Raw genomic sequence first — 18,213 nt, 5'->3', positions numbered from 1 at the left:
GAGTCGAGCACCGCTATACTCAACCAGATCAGCCCTGCGGGGCCCCGACATCCTGGAAGAAATGGAGCAACGCCTGCGTCTGGAAGCGCGGTCCACAAACGGTCTGCCGATGGTCTGGAGGAGAGGAAAAAGTCATGAGCGACAATGACGATCTGCGTAAATATTCCTCGCAAGTGGTGGACGGTGTGGAGGCCGCACCCGCCCGCGCCATGCTCCGCGCCGTGGGCTTCACGGATGAAGATTTCAAGAAGCCGCAAATCGGCATCGCCTCCACCTGGGCCATGGTCACGCCCTGCAACATGCATATCGACAAGCTGGCTGTCGAAGCCGAAAAAGGCGCCAATGCCGCCGGCGCCAAGGGCGTCATTTTCAACACCATTACCATTTCCGACGGCATCGCCAACGGTACCGAAGGCATGAAGTATTCGTTGGTGTCGCGTGAAGTCATCGCCGACTCCATTGAAGTGGTCGTAGGCTGCGAAGGCTTTGACGGCCTCGTGGCCGTGGGCGGCTGCGACAAGAATATGCCGGGTTGCCTCATCGGCATGGCCCGCCTGAATCGCCCCTCCATCTTCGTTTATGGCGGCACCATCAAGCCGGGCGCCGGCCGCACCGACATCATTTCCGTGTTCGAGGCCGTGGGCCAGCACGCGCGCGGTGATATCAGCGAGATCCAGGTCAAGCAGATCGAGGAAGTGGCCATTCCCGGCCCCGGCTCCTGCGGCGGTATGTACACGGCCAATACCATGGCCTCGGCCATTGAGGCCCTGGGTATGAGCCTGCCCGGCTCCAGCGCCCAAGACGCCATCAGCAGCGACAAGGCTTCGGACTGTTTCCGTGCAGGGGAGCAGGTCATGGAGTTGCTCAAGCGTGACATCAAGCCACGCGACATCATGACCAAAAAGGCCTTTGAAAATGCCATTCGGGTCGTGATCGCCCTGGCCGGCTCCACCAATGCCGTACTGCATCTCCTGGCGATGGCCAATGCCGTCGATGTTGAACTGACGCTGGACGATTTCGTGCGCCTGGGCAAGGTTACTCCGGTGGTGGCCGACCTGCGCCCCAGCGGCAAATACATGATGAGCGAGCTGGTCGCCATCGGCGGCATCCAGCCGCTTATGAAGCGCATGCTGGACGCCGGCATGTTGCACGGCGACGTGCTCACGGTCACCGGCAAGACCCTGGCCGAAAATCTGGAAAGCGTAATCGACTACCCCGCAGACCAGGACGTGATCCTGCCCTTCGACCAGCCCATCAAGAAGGACTCCCACCTGGTGGTGCTCAATGGTAACCTCTCGCCCAAGGGCGCCGTGGCCAAGATCACCGGCAAGGAAGGTCTGCGCTTTGAAGGCAAGGCCCGTGTCTACCACGGCGAAGAAGACGCACTTGCAGGCATCCTCAACGGCGAAGTCAAAGCCGGCGACGTCATCGTGATCCGCTACGAGGGCCCCAAGGGCGGCCCGGGCATGCGCGAAATGCTCTCACCGACTTCTGCCGTCATGGGCAAGGGGCTGGGCAAGGACGTCGCACTCATCACCGACGGCCGCTTCTCCGGCGGCTCCCACGGTTTTGTGGTGGGGCATATCACGCCCGAAGCCTTTGAAGGCGGCCCCATCGCGCTTGTTGAAAACGGCGACACGATCACCATCGATGCCGAAACCCGTCAGATTACGGTCGATGTCTCCGACGCCGTCCTGGCCGAACGCAAGCTCCGCTGGGTACGGCCGGAGTCCAAATACAAGCGCGGCGTACTGGCCAAATACGCCAAGACCGTGTCCAGTGCCTCGGAAGGCGCCGTCACGGATAAATATCTCTAAGACTTTCGGCACGGAACTTCAATTACCCTCCATCTCCCGAACGACGCCGCCGTGCGCCTGGTCGGTGCGATGCTGTTGGAACAGAACGACGAGTGGAGCCTGCAACGGCGCTACATGCAACTTGAGAGGTTCCAGGCGGTGAGTGACCCCAAGGCCAAGCTGTCAGCAGTAATTGATTGAAGAGTGCGGCCTCGCGTTTGAACTCAGCGGAAAAGGAGCGACGTTGCTTGGTCATCAGACACCTTTATCTGGCGAGCATTCTCGCCTAAGTGGGTGTCCGGTTTCATTAGACCACTACACGTCGCCCCTGAGCGTCAGGTTTTTCAGCAGGGTCTCGCCAACTTTTATGACGGCCAGGGCGACCCGCACACCCTGTTGCTGTTAGGGACGTAGAAGGCAGGTTTTTCCTATGAGCCGTCTCAGCTATCAAGCAATATTGGTTTGAAGTGGTGCATCAACGAAAAACTGTCGATACCACTTTCTCAACTCGAACAGCTGACCGTCAGCCTGACACAACAGTGGAGCCTCGCGATAGACCTTATTCTCCCAGATTTCAACGTCCTCGTAGAACGCCTTATGGGCAAACCCGGCGTACTCCTCAGCGATTGCATCGATATCTGCAAGCGCGGAATCATGACGCAGCTTCAATCCATAGCACAGGTCGAGACTTTCGTGATCGACCGGCGTGTGGAAGTTAACCTGCCGGCTTTCATGGGTACCCTGCATTTCAACGTGCATGACGCCAGGCCCATAGTAGGTTGCAACAGTCTCGAGTTGTTTGCCGAGCGTGGGGTGTTGACCAATCAAGGAGATCTGCCGAGCGATATGCTTATCGTACTCAACGGTGATTTTATCTATCGGCGACTGGTGAACAATGGCGAAGTGCGGAGTATCTACCAGGTTTTCTATGATCTCCTTCCCCTGGGTTTTAATCCTCCAGCGTTTGAAGTACCAACGCGTCCAGCCCTCCTCTGCGCTCATTTCGGCTGACCGCGGAACCTCCCACTCCGGCTCGCCCCCCTCAGGGTCAAACCACAGGTGAATCATCTGGTTGAGCTCTCGTACATGATGCCATTTTAGAGCACCTTCCTTCGCCTTAGGTGGAATACGTTCCGAGTAAGGTATGGAAGTGCACTTACCCTCCTGATCGAACTGCCACCCGTGAAAGGGGCAACGAATGGTATTTCCTACGCAGCTGCCGCCCCCAAGGTGGGCGCCAAGGTGAGGGCAATGCGCATCAAGTATTGCTACTTCCTCGTTTTCACCACGAAAGGCCACGTAATCTCGATTGAAGTATTTGAACGACTTTATTTCCCCAACGGCAAGCTCACTTGAAAAGAGCACACCAAACCATCCCTTGGGGAATCGCCATTCTGATGCATAGGGTAGCTCGCTGAAAAACAAGAAAAGCCAGGAGATACAACCGAACATCCGAAAGCCATTGCGCCGTATCCGCTCTTTCGCGAGAAACAAACACTCTTTTTTCGACGGACTGGGCCGGCACTTGTTCACGGTCCAAATAAAATTGGTCATACCACTCGCGTAACTGATAGACCGGCCCATCCCCACCACAGAGAATTGGATTATCTACGCGCTTTTTGTTGTCCCAGATACGAAGATCCTGAAAGAACGTTTCCTGCCCGTTGGCAATGTATTCAGCAATGAGCTTTTGATTCTCCGAAAAAGACAAGCACTCCAGCGCCCTCACTTTCATTCCCAAAGTGCATCATGAACCTATCATGATTAATCGGTACGTTACCAATCATCATTATGCATTCGAGCTTATAGCCCCACATCTCGGCTTCCATGTCCGCTATTACGTAGGACGGCCCATAATAATAGGCAATACTACGCAGTGAGTCACCCGTACCAATTAACTGATTGCCGCCCGTCAGCATCTGACAGTACGTATGCCCCTCTGAAACATTAAGGTAACTACTAACCGGCGAACCGTGTACCGGCTCAAAGTGATACACGTCGGCAAGATTATCGATCAATTCCCGGCAGTTGGTATTGGCTGGCTTGCTGATTACAGCCCAATCCGACCAGCCATCTTCGCTGCAGCATCTGTGTGCCGGAATTTTCTGCTCGGCAATCGGCCTCTTTCCTTCATGATCGTGCCAAATAAACAGAAGCTCATTTTCGACCATACTTTCCCATTGCCGAATCCTTGCTTTAGGTGGGATCTTGTCGCAGTAAGGAATCTTTTCACAGTAACCAGCATCGCCCCACTGCCATGAGTGAAACGGACACTCCAGCGTATTCCCCTTGACTGTTCCGTTTGCCAGGTTTGCCCCCATATGTGGGCAGTAAGCATCGAAAACCCGAATCTGCCCGTCTTCGCCGCGGAACGCCACAAGTTCTGTCCCGAAGGCCTCAAGAGAGGTTACTTCCCCCCGTTTGATATTTCGTTCAAGTCCAAAACAGTGCCAGCCACGCGCATAACGACTAGGTAGTTTCGAGATTATTCGTGCAAAATCCACCATTTTTTACTTCCCCTGTTAAAACCTATCCATTTCCCAAGCCGGGTGTTACACAGATCAATCTGAAGAAAAACTAGTAGGGCACGAAGTTGTTGTAAAGGTTTAAATTTGCACACAACAGTGCAATCCTGCACTCTGCAACCATGTTGCTTAAACGCAACCGCACGCCGTGCTGATTGCGTTCCATGAATCCACTGAATTTCTGGGTTGTCTAGGTGGTTGATCCGTGCACTCATACGTGTTTTTATGCACGGTCTCAGCCCCCCCAAAAAAATAGATACTGATAGAGTACAAATACAATCAATGATTTAGGCTATCCAGGCCAATGGCAGCCCTGCACGATCCAAAATCATTAGAACAAGGAAGGAGAATCGATAATGCTGGACTGGGATGATCTACGTTATTTTCTCGCCGCCGTTGAAGCTGGCTCCTACCTGGGGGCCGCAAAAGTTTTAGGGGTTAATCGAACAACCGTAGGCCGTCGGGTCGAAGCACTTGAAAAACGCATCGGTAGCCCACTTTTCAAACAATCGGCATCCGGATACCACCCAACCGAAGTAGGACTTGAAGTCTTAAAGTGTGCAAAGCAACTCGAAAAGCATGTCACTCGGCTGTCTACGACACTCGTTAAGCATCAAGACGCACTGGAAGGACATGTTCGCGTTGCCGTCGCAGCAGAACTAGGCAGCGACCTGCTCCCCGAGATCATGCGGTTTCAACATAAGCATGCCGAAGTGACCGTTGAGGTCTTAAGCGTGCGTGACCCTGGAATCACCCTGACCCAGCGTAAAGCCGACATTGCCTTAGGCGTCTTGAGGGCAAGGCCTGAGTATTTGACGGGGCTTTGCCTGGGTAGATTGTCACTCGCGGTTTATGGTGCCGCGAGCACCTATCGCCCCAGTGTGGGCTCAGAGCACCCAGCCTGGGTTGGATGGTCTGAGGACATGAGCGGCTGCATGCTGGCAAGCTGGATGACCAGCAACCTCAAGGAGGATGCCCGGACCAGTAGCTGGGTAGATTCCTGGGCAGCACTCAAGGCCGCGACTCAAGCGGGCAATAGTGTCGCGCTGATGTGGCAAGCATTTGCCGAGCCTGACCCAGGACTTGTTCAGCTTCCAGGATTCATTACGGGGCAAGGATTTGATCTTTGGCTTCTATCGCTCGAAGCCATTCCGCTTGATGCCTGCAAGCAAGAGATGTTCGGCTTTCTGTCCTCTAGCCTCAGGTACAAGCTCACCAGTGGGCCAGGTTTCATAGTTGCTCCCAACTAGCCCTGGCCGCAAGTGGGGCGTTATCGCCCCTCGAGCCTCCGAGGGATCAGACCTCACATTGCGTGCCGGCAAGGATGAGCGCTGGCGGGTTTCCCGCGGTCACGCGGTCGCCGCGATGCTGATCAGCGCCGGCAGCGTGACCGCGGGAAAATCGCGAGCAATCGACGAGGTCGAGTCGATTCCAACAGCGACTTCTCAGAAGTGAAAAGGTGCGTGGGCGGTCAGCCACATAACTTGAGATGGGTGCCAGCGGACAACGAGTGGGGCTCGCCGTCCGCTAGACAAATTGATTAGACGTTGTCCTTCACTGTCTTGGATGTTCCATTCGCTTTGACCGAGGAAATTCCTGCGTCTCGAGACTGCGAGGATGAATACATCTGACTTGTGCCGATCACCTGATGGTTAGTCGCCTTCAGGTTGAAGTAGAACTTGCCGTTGGAAGACTCCTTCTTCTCGAAGCGATCATCTGAAGAGCAGTTCGCTTGAACGGAGGCGATTCCATTCTCGGCGGAGCTCTTGGACTTGTACAGCTCGCTGGTAAGGACGGTCTCGGCATTACCAGCCTTGAGAACAAACCTTACATGACCATCGGTGCTATAGCTCAACTCAAACCAACCTGCCATGTGAACTCCTTTGAAGCAAGTAAATGAAGCGGATGCGCCGTTGGACAAGCCTAGCTGCGGTATCGAACCAGTATGGTGGAAATTGCCATTTTTACTACGCTGGTCAGCAGCCTGGAGTCATCCTTGGCGCTCAGGGGATTCTGGAGCAGCAACTGCAAGGTCAAGATCGAAGCCAAGCAAAATGCCGATTGGCGAAGCGGTCTGTGATTTCACCTACGTGTATCAGGGGGGTGCGCCAACGAGTTTTTTTATCGCCTGAAGGAGCGCAAGATGAGCTACTGAGTTCGCGATCACGATCGACTGAAGAAGCCGCAGGAGGGCGTTTTGAAGCCATTCACGCTCAGGCCTGGCGCCTCAACGCTGGACATATTACTTCACGGGTACCTGCCGCGCCGTGACGCCGTGCCGCCAACCTTGACGGAAAAAGCGGTCATTCCAGGCATCCCCAATGCTCGTTACTGGTTGGACCTCGAACCGACTCCGCTCGTTGAGGATGTCATTCAGGCCAACAAACGCGAGAGCGAGCTTCTGGCCAGGGCCGGGAAGCCGAACGATATCCTGCCGCTGGCACCGATGCTGGCCATTTCTGGTGGCGGCGACGCCGGTACATTCGCCGCGGGGCTCATTGCCGGATGGACCGCCCATGGAACTCGCCCCATCTTCAAGCTCGTCACGGGCATCAGCGCAGGCGCCCTGGTCGCCCCGTTCGCGTATCTGGGGTCAGACTGGAGCCGGAATGGTGTGGAACGAAGCGCCGTACGTTGAGCATCGGCGGTCGAGCCATCAGTGCAGTGATCCAGATCCAGGGGATCAGCGACCTGGATCGCATTTACCGTATCGCGCTGCAGGATGGGGCGGATTTCAATCTTGCCTGCATCGGTCCTGACTTTAGCTGTTCTCATGGTCAGAAGTTCGATGGCGAGTACATGAGGCGTCTGTTCGATTACGCCTATGATCTCAGCGCGAAAGGCTATCCGTGGCTTAAATCGCCGCCCAGGGGCGGGTCGCGGTTACGCGAGTAAGCAAGAAGCCGTAGGCTGACTGTTCCCGGCATCCGCCGAACGGTCATCGGGATTGATACCCGCGTCGGCATCGCCAGAGTCTGGCAGCTATGGTTCATACACGATCAATCGTGGTCAGGGCTGTGCGTGAGGGGCAGGTGGCGTCCCGGTTCGATTGTCAGGCACATTCCATCGAGGACTGTTTTCAACGGAGGACTGCACATGCGCAAGAGCACGTTCACTCTAGCCCTACCGGCTGCCCTTTTGGCAGTAACCTGCAGTTTCGCAAGTCACGCACAGGAAACGGGCATGACCTTCTTCGTCACCAGCGTCGGCCTGGGCAAGGGCGCCGATCTGGGCGGCCTGACCGGGGCCGACAAGCACTGCCAGACGCTGGCCGCTGCGGTCGGGGCGGACAAGCACACCTGGCAGGCTTACCTGAGCGCCGACGCCACGGCCGGTCTGCCGGCGGTCAATGCGCGTGATCGCATTGGCAAGGGCCCCTGGCAAAACGCCAAGGGCGTCGTGATCGCTCAGGATGTCGCGCAGCTGCATGGCGACAATAAGCTGACCAAGGAAACCGCCCTGGACGAGCGCGGCGCAGTGGTCAAAGGGCGCGGCGACACGCCGAACATGCACGACATCCTCACCGGCTCGCAGGAGGATGGAACGGCGTTTCCCGGCAGCGATGATCATACCTGCAGCAACTGGACCAGCGGCGACAAAGGCATGGCCCAGGTCGGTCATTCCGACCGGATAGGGCTGCGTGACGATGCCCCGTCTCGCTCGTGGAACTCCTCGCACCCTTCGCGTGGCTGTAGCACCGAAGCGCTGGCCGCCTCGGGTGGGGCGGGCTTGCTGTACTGCTTTGCCGCCGACTGAGACCCAGGCAAGTGTGAAAGCGCCTGTGAAGACCCTTGCCATGATGTCCGAAGATGTCATGGCAAGGGTTGCCGATGCACCCTCGAGTACCTCCCGCCTTACGCCCTAAGTCCTGCACCTTTCCCGGCACGGTCTTACACCGACCTGGCCGCGCCGTAGTGGCCAATCCAAAGCACCGGGCAATACCCCCCAATGCAGCGTATGAGTGCCTGCCGCCACTTTCGATAATCGCCTCCGACATCTCGTCCCCCGGTTGCGGAGCGCGCCATGCACAACAATAAGAATCATCAACACCCTTTCTTGCCAGCTTTTGTCGCCAGCCTGACGGCCCTCGGGCTGAGCCCTTTGGCCCAGGCCGAGATCATGCTGTACGACAAGGATCAGACCACGTTTTCCACCGATGGCTATATCAACGCGTTCTACGTCAACAGTGATGTCGACCGGGAGGGGGAGCAGTTCGACCGTCGTCAGTCGCGGGTGAAAATGGGCTTCTTGCCCAACTATATCGGCTTCAACATGGGCAAGCAGGTTGACGATCTGAAGTTGGGCGCGCGGGCGTCGTTCTGGGTGACGATCAATGACAGTGAAACCAACGGTACTGACACGGCCATCGATGTCCGCCAGTTCTACGGCACCGTTGCCAACCCTGGCTGGGGCGAAGTGCTGATCGGCAAGGATTTCGGTCTGTTTGCCCGCTCCAACATATTGCTGGACGAGTTGCTGGCAGGGTACGGCCAGGTCAGCGACACCCTGGGGCTGGTGGATGGCGGTGGGGTCTCGTTCGGCAACATCGGCACCGGCTATCCATACCCGTTCCCCACGTCGCAGATTACCTATCGCACGCCAGTGATCGACGGGTTGCGGGTGGCGGTCGGGATCATGGACCCGGTCGACACCAACGACAGCAGCCCCCTGGGCAAGGCGTACCAGGAAAACCCGCGCACCGAGAGCGAGATCACCTACCAGTTCGATCTGGCCGGGGCGCAGATTTACAGCTGGGTCAACGGCACCTACCAGACCTCGGACAATACCGATTCGACGGTCGATTCCGTCACCTCCAAAGGTGTCGGCTATGGGGTGCAGGCGAAGATGGGCGGCCTGTCCCTGACCGGCTCGGGGTTCCAGGCCAAGGGTATCAATCCGTTCTTCACCAACAACGCCGGTGAGCCGACCCTGCGCGATGTCGACAGCGATGGCTATCTGCTGCAGGGCTCCTACAAGGTCGGCAAGAACCGGCTGGCGTTGTCTTATGGCAAGACCAAGGACGATGGCAACGGGGTGGTGGGCAGCGGTGCGGATTACGAGACGCGGGGCGTTGCGCTGTTTCATGACGTCAACGACAACCTCAAGCTGGTGGCCGAGTACAACCAGTTTGAAATCAACGGGCATGACACCGTCGCCCAGAATGAAGACACCGATACCTTCGCGGTCGGCGCTGTACTGACCTGGTAGGCAGGACACCCCGGAGCCGGCCATGCCATTGCCGTGCGCATCGCGGCAAGGGCGTAGCCGCCACTCATCCCATTGCAGCAGCTACCCGCTACCCAAGTAGGATACTGCGGCGAGGCCGGGCTTCGTACACTCTAGGGCATGTCATCAGACAGCGCATTGGCCGGAGACGAAAATGCACGAGATGCAGACCGATGGCGTCGTCAGTGCCATGACCCTGGCAACCGCCCCCCAGGATGCCGCGCAAGTGTTGGCGAGCCAACTGTTGCACCCGCACCTGGGCTTCGTCCTGTTTTTCTGTTCGGCCGAATATGATCTTCAGGCCCTGGGCACGGCGTTGCAACAGAGCTTCGGCGGCATTCGCCTGGTGGGCTGCACCAGCGCCGGGGAGATCACCCCCAACGGCTATGGCCGTGGTGGCGTGACGGCGGTGGGTTTCGACCATCGACACTTTTCCATCGCCATGGAGCTGATCGATGAGATGGAGCAGTTCAGCCTCATCGATGCCCAGCAAATGGTCGAACGCCTGGCAGGCGATTGCCGCAGCAATACCCTGGCCCCGATCAAAGGCCACAGTTTTGCGTTGACCCTGCTTGACGGTCTGTCCAGCCGTGAGGAAATGGTCCTCACCGCATTGAGCGCGGCATTGGGCGATATCCCGCACTTCGGCGGTTCGGCCGCCGATGACAATCACCTGACCCACACCCACGTCTATTTCGACGGCCAGTTCCATGGCAGTGCGGCCGTGGTAGTGCTGGTCAATACCTGGCTCGATTTCGAGGTGTTCACCACCCACCATCTATTGCCCCGGGCCGAGAAACTGGTGGTTACGCGCGCCGACAGCACCTTGCGCCGGGTTCACGAACTCAATGCCGAGCCCGCCGCCCTGGAATATGCCCGGGTGATCGGCGTACCGGTGGCCGATCTTGATCACAGGGTATTCGCTGCCCACCCGCTGGCCGTGCGCATCAACCAGCAGTATTACGTCAGGGCCATTCAGCAGGTTCATCCGGACCTGAGCCTGAGCTTCTATTGCGCCGTGGAGAACGGCATCGTGCTCACGGCGATGGCGCCGGGGGCGCTGCTGCCAAATCTGCAAGCCTTGTTCGAAGGGCTGCACGCACGCCTGGGCCCCTTGCTGCTGACCATTGGCTGCGACTGTTTTCTCAGGCGCCTGGAGCTGGACGCCAACGGCAGTGTCGGGCAGATCGGCGCGTTCCTGCGCGAGCATCGGGTGATGGGTTTCAACACCTACGGAGAACAGTTCAATGGCATGCACATCAACCAGACCTTCACCGGCGTTGCCATTGCCCGAAGCCGTGCCGCCGTCCAGCGCTGAGTTGCTTGAGCAGCTCGTCGGAGTGCAGCGCGAGAATCAAAAACTGCTGCGGATCAATGCGGCCCTGATCGAGCGGATCGAGTCCGGCGTTACCCGGGGCAATGACCCCTATGCGGCATTCGAGCATTCGGTGGTATTGGCCGAGCAGGTTCGCGAGCGCACCGATGCCCTGAACCAGACCATGGCCGAGCTCAAGGCCAGCAATCATTTACTCGGCGATGCCCGCCTGCGCGCCGAAACCGCTCACCAACACCTGATCGATGCCATCGAGAGCATTTCCGATGCCTTTGTGTTGTTCGACAGGGACTTGCGCATGGTGCTGTGCAACAGCCGCTTCAAGGCGTTCTGGGCCAACACCCGGGTGCGCATCAGTGCCGGCATGCGCCTGGCCGAGGTCAAGCGCCTGCTGACGGCTATCGGTTTGTTCTGCGAAGAGCCCAGAGGGCACGCCGATGAGCATCTGCTCTATCGCCTGCAAAGCGGGCACTGGCTGCAAGTGAGCGAACGGCCCACCGAGGAAGGTGGGCGGGTGTTCCTGTTCACCGACATTACCGACGTCAAACTCAGCGAAACAGCACGTCGCGAGCAGGCGGTGGCGCAGAAGTCGCACCTGTTGCAACGGGCGGTCGATAACCTCTCCCAAGGGGTAGCGATGGTGAACGCCGACGGCATCCTGGAACTGTGGAATCGTCGATTCCTGGAACTGAGCGGCCTGGCGCCGATTGCGGCACACCGGTTGTTTGCCGAGGTGATCGGCGACAGTGAGTTGAACTTGCTGACACCCGCCAGCCGCGATGGCAACGGGCGACACATCCATGAGTGCGAACAGCGCCTGTACGATGGGCGGGTGCTGGAAATTCGTACCCATCCATTGCCCACCGGGGGCTTCGTCAACACCTTTACCGACATCACCGAACGTTATCGCTATGCCGAGGCCCTGAGCGAAAGCGAACGCTGGATTCGCCTGATCACTGACCATGTACCGGCACTGATTGCCTACTTGAACGCCGACCTGGTCTATGAATTCACCAACAAGGTTTATGAGCAGTGGTACAGCTGGCCCAGGGGCGTGATGCTCGGGCAGAGCCTGCGCCAGGTGCACAGCGAAGAGCATTACCAGCGCCTGGAGCCCTATGTGCAACGGGCCCTGTCCGGGGAAAGCGTGACGTTCGAGTTTGCCGAAACCAATACCCAGGATCAGGAACGCTATATGCTGCGTTCCTATGTGCCGAACCGCCTGGCCAATGGCGAGGTGGTCGGGATTTTCGTGCTGATTCGCGATATCACCGAGCGCCGGCGCACGGCCGAGGCCTTGCACCAGGCCTATCAGCACCTGGAACTGCGCGTACGCGAACGCACCACTGAACTGACCAACCTCAACCACCAATTGTTGCGCGAAATCGACGAGCGCAGTCGCGTCGAATCGCGTTTGCGCGAGGCCAAGCTGGAAGCCGAACAGGCCAATCTGTCAAAAACCAAGTTTCTCGCCGCCGTCAGCCATGACCTGCTGCAGCCGCTCAATGCTGCCCGGCTGTTTACCAGCGCATTGCTGGAGCGCTGCGAACCCTCGGCCAATGCGCTGCTGGTACGTAATGTCAGCAACTCCCTGGAGGACGTGGAAAATCTGTTGGGTACGCTGGTGGATATCTCCAAGCTCGACGCCGGGGTGATCAAGGCCGATATCGCACCCTTTGCCTTGAGCGAACTGCTCGACAACCTGGCCACCGAATATGCCCAGGTTGCCGGCAGCGAGGGCCTGGCCCTGCACTTCGTGCCGTGTTCGGCGCTGGTGCGCAGCGATATCCAGTTATTGGCGCGGATCCTGCGCAACCTGCTGAGCAACGCTATTCGCTATACCTCCCGGGGCCGCGTGGTGCTCGGCTGTCGGCGCTTGCGCCAGCGGCTGTCTATCGAGGTGTGGGACACCGGCATGGGTATCGCCGAGAACAAGCTCGAGGAGATTTTTCAGGAATTCAAGCGTGGCGATGTACAGCGCCCACATCAGGACCGCGGCCTTGGCCTGGGCCTGGCGATCGTGGAAAAAATCGCCGGCATTCTCGGCCATCGCATCAGCGTGCGCTCTTGGCCCGGGCGTGGCTCGGTGTTTGCTATCGAAGTGCCACTGGCGACCAGTGCCCCCAAGGCGCTGGCACCGCCGTCCATCAGCGAGCCGATGCTCGAACGTCTGCGCGGGGCGCGGATCTGGGTATTGGACAATGATGCGGCGATTTGCGCCGGAATGCGCACCCTCCTGGAAAGTTGGGGCTGCGCGGTAGTAACTGCGTTGTCGCAAGAAGACCTGGCGCGCCAGGTCGACAACTTTCATGCCGAGGCCGACTTGCTGATCGCCGACTATCACCTGGACGATGATAGAAATGGTGTCGATGCCGTGGCCGCGATCAATGCCCGCCGCGGGTCAGCCTTGCCGGCACTGATGATCACCGCCAACTACAGCAACGAATTGAAGCTGCAGATGCGCGACCTGGGCCATACCTTGATGCACAAGCCGGTGCGGCCCATGAAGCTTAAAACCGCCATCAGTCATCTGCTGGGCCGGCCTTAGGGCCCGGTTCAACGACGCAGGTACGCGGCGAAATCGATATCCCCGGCGCTGAGAATCGCCTGCACGCGATTATGCACATTGAGTTTGCGCAGGATCGCCGACACATGCGCCTTGACCGTGGTTTCGGCGATTTCCAGGGCGTAGGCGATCTGCTTGTTCGATTCGCCCTTGGTCATGCGTTCGAGCACCAGCAGTTGCTTGCGGGTCAGGGCCTGCAACAGCTCCGGCGGGAAGCTCGGCGCTTCATGCATGCGCCGCCCGCTGCCGGCCTTTTGCGTGCGGATGATGTCCGAGGGCAGGTAGACATTGCCGTTGAGGATCTGCTCGATGGCGTCGGTCATCTGCGAGCGCGGTGACGATTTGGTGATGAAACCGACCGCGCCGTAGGTGATGGCTTGCAGCACGATCTGCTTGTCCTGTTCGGCGGAGACGATCACCACCGGAATGGTCGGCGCCTCGTTGCGCAGGTTGATCAGGCCATTGAGGCCGTGCATGCCGGGCATGTTCAGGTCCAGCAGAATCAGGTCCAGGTCGTCGTGCTGCTGTGTGAGCTCCAGCGCGCTGTCCAGGTCGGCGGTTTCCATGACCTCACTGCCGGGAAAGCCATCGCTGATGACGTTATGAATGGCTTCGCGAAACAGTGGGTGATCGTCGGCAATCAGAATTTTGTACATGGCCTTTCACCTCGTTGTTTTAATTATGGTGTGGCTAGCGCACGCAAGCCAGCACGGGGCACGCGGCATAGGGTTGATCCTTCTTTCCATAGGGCATTAGATGCCAGTGCCGGTGCTTTGTGAATGCGACGATAGACAGGGAAACCAGTACGAAAGTAGTAGATTTCGAGAGGTGGGGGGCTGTGATGGCCCCATCGCTGGCCTGCCAGCGATGAGGCCGCCGAATCGCCTACAGAGATCGCCGGCCCGCCGCATGTTGCGGATTGAACGTCAGTACCGCCAATAGCGCAAACACCAGCGTCAAGCCCAGGCACACTGCCAGCGCCATGGGGTTGAAGCGCTCATACAGGGCAAAGCGCACCAACTCGACGGCATGGGTGAACGGGCTCAGGGCGCACAACCAATACAGCCACTCGCTGGCCTCGCGCATTTTCCACAGGGGGTACAGTGCCGACGACAGAAAAAACAGCGGGAAGATCACGAAATTCATTACCCCGGCGAAATTCTCCAGTTGGCGAATCGCATTGGACAGTAACAGGCCCAGGGCGCTGAGCATCAGGGCCACCAGCAGCAGCGCCGGCAACGCGACGAGCAGGCCGAAGGCCGGTGGCTGTACGCCGTACAGCCAGGCGACAGCGAGGAAGGCATAGACCTGCAGCAGGGAAATCAACGAGGTCGCCAGCAGCTTGCTGCCGAGCAGGAAGGCCCGGGGCAGGGGGCTGGTCAGCAACACCCGCATGCTGCCCATTTCCCGGTCATAGACCATCGACAGCGACCCTTGCATGCCATTGAACAGCAGGATCATGCAGGCAAGGCCGGGGATGATGTAGACCTCGTACGGAATATAGGTGTCGTACGGCTCGATGATCGCGATGCCGAGCGCTGCACGAAAGCCTGCGGCAAACACCAGCAGCCACAGCAGCGGACGCACCAGGGCGCTGAGAAAACGCGTGCGTTGCAAAATGAAGCGCAACCATTCGCGCAGGACAATGCCGCGCAAACACTGCCAATAGGCGTTCATCGATCGATTGCTCCCGCGGTCGGGTAGGTGGTCAGGCGCTGGAACACCGAGGTCAGGTCGCCGCCGTGTTCCAGGCTTAGCGCAGCGGCCGCCCCACTGGCGACCAACCGCCCCTGATGAAGGATCAGCAGGTCATCGCAACCTTGCACTTCATCGAGCAGGTGGGTAGTCCAGAGCACGCTGATGCCGTGGTCCTGGCACAGGCGGCGAATATGCTGGTTGAGCCCCAGGCGGCTGGCCGGGTCGAGGCCGACGCTGGCTTCGTCCAACAGCAGCAGGCGGGGTTCATGCAGCAACGCGCGGGCAATTTCCACGCGCCGCCGATGGCCACCATTGAGTTCGCGGACCCGTTCGCCGCGACGTTCGGTCAGCGCCTGGCGCGCCAGCTCCTGCTCGACCCGGGCATTGGCCTGGCGCCGGCCAAGCCCGTGCAAGGCGGCGTGATAGCGCAGGTTCTGCTCGATGCTCAAGTCCAGGTCCAGTGTACTTTGCTGAAACACCACGCCCAGTTGCCGCAAGGCCGGGCGCGGGTCACTGCGCAGCGAATGGCCGCCGACCCTGATGTCACCGTTCTGCAGGTCATAGAGACGCGTCAGCAGGGCAATCAACGTCGATTTTCCGGCACCGTTGGGCCCCAGCAGCGCGGCGAAACGTCCCGGCGCAAGGCTGAACGTCACCTGGCGCAACGCCTCGCGCGGGCCATAGGCAAAGCTCAGTGCATTGACCTCCAGGGCATTCATGGCGTCACCACCACGCCCCAGGGGTAGCGGCCGACTTTCACCGACTTGAGCACCTTGAGGCTGTCCACATCGATCACCGAAACATCGCCACTGACGCCATTGGTGGCCAGCAGTTGGCGTTGGTCAGGGGTGAATGCCATCTGCCAGACCCGGCGCCCGACCAGCAGGTAGTCCAGCACCTCGAAGGTCTTGGCATCGATCACCGCGACATGGTTGGCCGGGCCCAGCGCGACGAAGGCGTATTTGCCGTCGGCACTGAGCTTGACGCCGACCGGCTGCACCTTGTCGGGGTGGACGCCCTTGATCTGGAAGTTCAGCGTCTTCAGGACCGTGCGGGTCGCCACGTCGAGGATCGTCACCGTCCCGCCGATCTCGGCCGAGGCCCAGAGTTGTGTACTGTCGCGGTTGAACTCGACGAAGCGGGGGCGCTGATCCACCAGGGTATTGTCGACCAGGGTCTGGGTGCGGGTGTCGATCCAGTGCAGCATGTTGGTGGTTTCGCTGGTATTGACCGCCCACTTGCCGTCGGGGCTGACCGCCATGCCTTCGGGTTCGACACCGACGTTGATCTGGCCCAGCACTTCGGAGGTTTCGGTGTCGATCACCGTGACCAGCGCATCGTCTTCGTTGGACACATACAGCCAGCGATTGTTGGGGTGCAGGGCGAATTGTTCGGGGTCTTTGCCCGAGGGCAGTTCCTTGATGATTTTACGGGTGGCGATGTCCATTACCTGGACCCGGTCCGAATCGCTGGCGCAGATGTACAGCAGCGTATTGTCATGGGACAGCAGCAGCCCGCGAGGGCGCTGGCCTACCGGCAAGGTGTCGGTGACTTCCAGGGTCTGCAGGTCGATCAGGCTCAGGCTGTTGTCCTTTTCGTTGGAGACCCAGGCGGTGCTGGCCAATACGGGCCCGGCGGCGAGCAGTAATGCGGATGCAAACAGGGTGCGGCGCATGGCAGGTTCCTTATTGTTCCAGTGTGTCAGGGAATCGGCAGGTGACTTCCGGTTTGTCGAAGCCAAGGCTGTCCATTTCGTTGGAAGGGTGCAGAAAGCCATCCTGGGGCGAGGTGCTGACCAGCGCACGCGGTTGCACGAGCGCAATCGGCTGGCGCAGTTGGCCGTTCCAGGGGCGATAGCTGAGCTTGCGGCCCTTGAAGCCATCCAGCGGCAATTGATCGCTCAGTGCCAGCCGGCGGATCGCCTGTGGCGCGCTCTGGCGCAGTTTGCCGACGGCGCTGGCGATACTGCGCACGGCGATCCAGGCGGCGAAATCGCGGTCGCTCATCCAGCGCCCGGCCAGGCTTTCGAAGCGTTTTTGCAACTGCGCCGCGCCATAGGTTTCCACGGTCTTGTGCCAACCCACCGGGGTAAGGCCCTGGGTACCGGCGACTGGGCGCGGGTACCAGGTCTGGTAGGGCACGTACTCACCGAAATCACCGCGTTCGTCGGCCACCAGCACCACGTCGTATTCGGCGGTCTGGGTGAACAGCGGCATGTCGGCCTGGGCGCTGCGGCGCTGGTCGTTGTCGAACGTCCAGGGTTTTTCCGCGACGATCTTCAGGCCGAAGCGTTTCGCCGCGCGGTGCAGGGCGGCCGCGTAGGCCTGGTCATCGGCAGTCTGGCCGACGATCAGCAGCCAGCGCTGCCATTTGCGTACGGCCAGAAACTGCGCCAGGGCATCGGCGAGCATCGCCCGGCTCGGCAGCGTGTGCAGCACATTGGCCAGGCAATCGCTGCTGCGCAGGGTGTCATCGGCACTGCCGGCATTGAACAACAGGCTGTCGGGCAGGGCGGCGCTGAGCTGGCGCAAGCTCTCGCCCGGCGCGTTCACCACGAACAGGCGCACGCCCTGGTCATGCTGAGCCTTGGCGGCTTCGAGCAAGGCTTGGGGGCTCTGGGCGCCGGCGCTTTGCAGGCTGTAGCCGTGGTTGAGAAAGCGCCCGGTACTGTTGCTGTCGGCAATCGCCAGTTCGGCACCGCGCAACCCGGCGTCGACTGGCTCGGGGATGACATTGGACAACAGCGGCCCTGGATCGGGACGATAGGCCAGATAACCGATGCGCACCTGCAACGCCGGCTCCGCCGCCTGGCTCTGGGTGGCCAGCAACGCAGCGCTGGCAATGGCCAGCAGGTAGAACAGGGCGTAACCGAAAAGCTGGCGCATAAGTCCCTCCACTGCAGTAGCGCCAGCATAGGAAGCGACGGGGCCCGGGGAAATATGCAGAAAGTACCGGTGGGCCAGTACCAAGGGAGTAACCGGCGGCCACCAAAGCAGCATTGGGTGCCTGCAGGGCGCTTCTTAAGATGGCGACGTAGCCTCTGTAGTGAGGTCTTGCGTGCAATCTCGA

The 18,213-nt window shown here is 59.4% G+C and carries 14 protein-coding genes and 3 pseudogenes; 8 read left to right on the top strand and 9 right to left on the bottom strand.

The genetic code is table 11. From position 1 onward, the window contains the following. Positions 1–134: 134 nt before the first annotated feature. Both ilvD and NVV94_RS15185 read left to right on the top strand, forming a co-directional pair. Positions 135–1,817, top strand: a complete 1,683-nt coding sequence (gene ilvD / locus NVV94_RS15190; protein ID WP_258443218.1) for a dihydroxy-acid dehydratase — start codon at positions 135–137, stop codon at positions 1,815–1,817. Positions 1,818–1,853: 36 nt separating this feature from the next. Beyond that, a pseudogene (locus NVV94_RS15185) lies at positions 1,854–1,997 on the top strand (IS256 family transposase); the annotation flags it as partial. A 246-nt stretch (positions 1,998–2,243) separates the two neighbouring features. Here NVV94_RS15185 and NVV94_RS15180 read toward each other — a convergent pair. From NVV94_RS15180 to NVV94_RS15175, 3 genes and pseudogenes are all read right to left on the bottom strand, one after another. Next, a complete protein-coding gene (locus NVV94_RS15180) occupies positions 2,244–3,350 on the bottom strand; it encodes a Rieske 2Fe-2S domain-containing protein (RefSeq protein WP_258443217.1) in 1,107 nt (368 codons plus the stop codon). A gap of 46 nt (positions 3,351–3,396) precedes the next feature. Continuing rightward, positions 3,397–3,531 (bottom strand): annotated as a pseudogene (locus tag NVV94_RS26925) (hypothetical protein); the annotation flags it as partial. Beyond that, on the bottom strand, positions 3,473–4,303 hold the full coding sequence (locus NVV94_RS15175; RefSeq protein ID WP_258443216.1) for a Rieske 2Fe-2S domain-containing protein: 831 nt from the start codon (positions 4,301–4,303) through the stop codon (positions 3,473–3,475). The gene NVV94_RS15175 and the pseudogene NVV94_RS26925, both read right to left, overlap by 59 nt. A 374-nt stretch (positions 4,304–4,677) precedes the next feature. Here NVV94_RS15175 and NVV94_RS15170 point away from each other — a divergent pair, with 374 nt between their 5' ends. Beyond that, positions 4,678–5,571: a LysR family transcriptional regulator gene (locus NVV94_RS15170; protein WP_258443214.1), complete on the top strand. Its 894-nt coding sequence runs from the start codon at positions 4,678–4,680 to the stop codon at positions 5,569–5,571. A 290-nt stretch (positions 5,572–5,861) separates the two neighbouring features. Here the strand turns inward: NVV94_RS15170 and NVV94_RS15165 are convergent, their stop codons facing one another. After that, positions 5,862–6,194 (bottom strand): YegP family protein, encoded by a 333-nt coding sequence (locus NVV94_RS15165; protein ID WP_258443212.1) that lies wholly within the window; start codon positions 6,192–6,194, stop codon positions 5,862–5,864. Positions 6,195–6,518: 324 nt separating this feature from the next. On the opposite strand from NVV94_RS15165, the pseudogene NVV94_RS15160 reads away from it, so the two are divergent. From NVV94_RS15160 to nahK, 5 genes and pseudogenes are all read left to right on the top strand, one after another. Further along, positions 6,519–7,216: pseudogene (locus NVV94_RS15160) on the top strand (hypothetical protein). A gap of 288 nt (positions 7,217–7,504) precedes the next feature. Next, a complete protein-coding gene (locus NVV94_RS15155; RefSeq protein WP_258443211.1) occupies positions 7,505–8,077 on the top strand; it encodes a hypothetical protein in 573 nt (190 codons plus the stop codon). Between the two features lie 267 nt (positions 8,078–8,344). Next, complete coding sequence (locus NVV94_RS15150) at positions 8,345–9,529, top strand: porin (protein ID WP_258443210.1); 1,185 nt, start codon at positions 8,345–8,347, stop codon at positions 9,527–9,529. A gap of 172 nt (positions 9,530–9,701) precedes the next feature. Further along, positions 9,702–10,865, top strand: coding sequence for a nitric oxide-sensing protein NosP (nosP, locus tag NVV94_RS15145; protein WP_258443209.1), 1,164 nt, complete (start codon positions 9,702–9,704; stop codon positions 10,863–10,865). Beyond that, positions 10,795–13,428: a hybrid sensor histidine kinase/response regulator NahK/ErcS' gene (nahK, locus tag NVV94_RS15140; protein WP_408733406.1), complete on the top strand. Its 2,634-nt coding sequence runs from the start codon at positions 10,795–10,797 to the stop codon at positions 13,426–13,428. The genes nosP and nahK overlap by 71 nt, the downstream gene beginning before the upstream one ends. An 8-nt stretch (positions 13,429–13,436) precedes the next feature. Here the strand turns inward: nahK and NVV94_RS15135 are convergent, their stop codons facing one another. The 5 genes from NVV94_RS15135 to NVV94_RS15115 form a co-directional block, all read right to left on the bottom strand. Further along, positions 13,437–14,102, bottom strand: coding sequence for a response regulator transcription factor (locus tag NVV94_RS15135; RefSeq protein ID WP_258443207.1), 666 nt, complete (start codon positions 14,100–14,102; stop codon positions 13,437–13,439). Between the two features lie 229 nt (positions 14,103–14,331). Further along, positions 14,332–15,123, bottom strand: a complete 792-nt coding sequence (locus NVV94_RS15130) for an ABC transporter permease (RefSeq protein WP_258443206.1) — start codon at positions 15,121–15,123, stop codon at positions 14,332–14,334. Further along, positions 15,120–15,863: an ABC transporter ATP-binding protein gene (locus tag NVV94_RS15125; RefSeq protein ID WP_258443205.1), complete on the bottom strand. Its 744-nt coding sequence runs from the start codon at positions 15,861–15,863 to the stop codon at positions 15,120–15,122. The genes NVV94_RS15130 and NVV94_RS15125 overlap by 4 nt, the downstream gene beginning before the upstream one ends. Beyond that, positions 15,860–16,819, bottom strand: a complete 960-nt coding sequence (locus tag NVV94_RS15120; RefSeq protein ID WP_258443204.1) for a YVTN family beta-propeller repeat protein — start codon at positions 16,817–16,819, stop codon at positions 15,860–15,862. Before NVV94_RS15120 ends, NVV94_RS15125 begins: the two co-directional genes overlap by 4 nt. Positions 16,820–16,829: 10 nt before the next feature. Beyond that, positions 16,830–18,029: an ABC transporter substrate-binding protein gene (locus tag NVV94_RS15115; protein WP_258443202.1), complete on the bottom strand. Its 1,200-nt coding sequence runs from the start codon at positions 18,027–18,029 to the stop codon at positions 16,830–16,832. Positions 18,030–18,213 lie beyond the last annotated feature (184 nt).

This window comes from Pseudomonas sp. LS1212, from assembly GCF_024741815.1.
Classification (GTDB): Bacteria; Pseudomonadota; Gammaproteobacteria; order Pseudomonadales; family Pseudomonadaceae; genus Aquipseudomonas.
Note: the sequence above shows the minus strand (reverse complement) of the source record. Positions and strands in the feature narration are given on the sequence as shown.

What these genes read in the sequence shown, in the direction of transcription:
- nosP (WP_258443209.1), top strand. Translation starts at nt 9,702, where the DNA reads ATGCACGAGATGCAGACCGATGGCGTCGTCAGTGCCATGACCCTGGCA.
- NVV94_RS15155 (WP_258443211.1), top strand. Translation starts at nt 7,505, where the DNA reads ATGACCTTCTTCGTCACCAGCGTCGGCCTGGGCAAGGGCGCCGATCTG.
- NVV94_RS15125 (WP_258443205.1), bottom strand. Translation starts at nt 15,863, where the DNA reads ATGAATGCCCTGGAGGTCAATGCACTGAGCTTTGCCTATGGCCCGCGC.
- ilvD (WP_258443218.1), top strand. Translation starts at nt 135, where the DNA reads ATGAGCGACAATGACGATCTGCGTAAATATTCCTCGCAAGTGGTGGAC.
- NVV94_RS15130 (WP_258443206.1), bottom strand. Translation starts at nt 15,123, where the DNA reads ATGAACGCCTATTGGCAGTGTTTGCGCGGCATTGTCCTGCGCGAATGG.
- nahK (WP_408733406.1), top strand. Translation starts at nt 10,795, where the DNA reads ATGGCATGCACATCAACCAGACCTTCACCGGCGTTGCCATTGCCCGAA.
- NVV94_RS15165 (WP_258443212.1), bottom strand. Translation starts at nt 6,194, where the DNA reads ATGGCAGGTTGGTTTGAGTTGAGCTATAGCACCGATGGTCATGTAAGG.
- NVV94_RS15150 (WP_258443210.1), top strand. Translation starts at nt 8,345, where the DNA reads ATGCACAACAATAAGAATCATCAACACCCTTTCTTGCCAGCTTTTGTC.
- NVV94_RS15135 (WP_258443207.1), bottom strand. Translation starts at nt 14,102, where the DNA reads ATGTACAAAATTCTGATTGCCGACGATCACCCACTGTTTCGCGAAGCC.
- NVV94_RS15175 (WP_258443216.1), bottom strand. Translation starts at nt 4,303, where the DNA reads ATGGTGGATTTTGCACGAATAATCTCGAAACTACCTAGTCGTTATGCG.
- NVV94_RS15120 (WP_258443204.1), bottom strand. Translation starts at nt 16,819, where the DNA reads ATGCGCCGCACCCTGTTTGCATCCGCATTACTGCTCGCCGCCGGGCCC.
- NVV94_RS15115 (WP_258443202.1), bottom strand. Translation starts at nt 18,029, where the DNA reads ATGCGCCAGCTTTTCGGTTACGCCCTGTTCTACCTGCTGGCCATTGCC.
- NVV94_RS15180 (WP_258443217.1), bottom strand. Translation starts at nt 3,350, where the DNA reads ATGACCAATTTTATTTGGACCGTGAACAAGTGCCGGCCCAGTCCGTCG.
- NVV94_RS15170 (WP_258443214.1), top strand. Translation starts at nt 4,678, where the DNA reads ATGCTGGACTGGGATGATCTACGTTATTTTCTCGCCGCCGTTGAAGCT.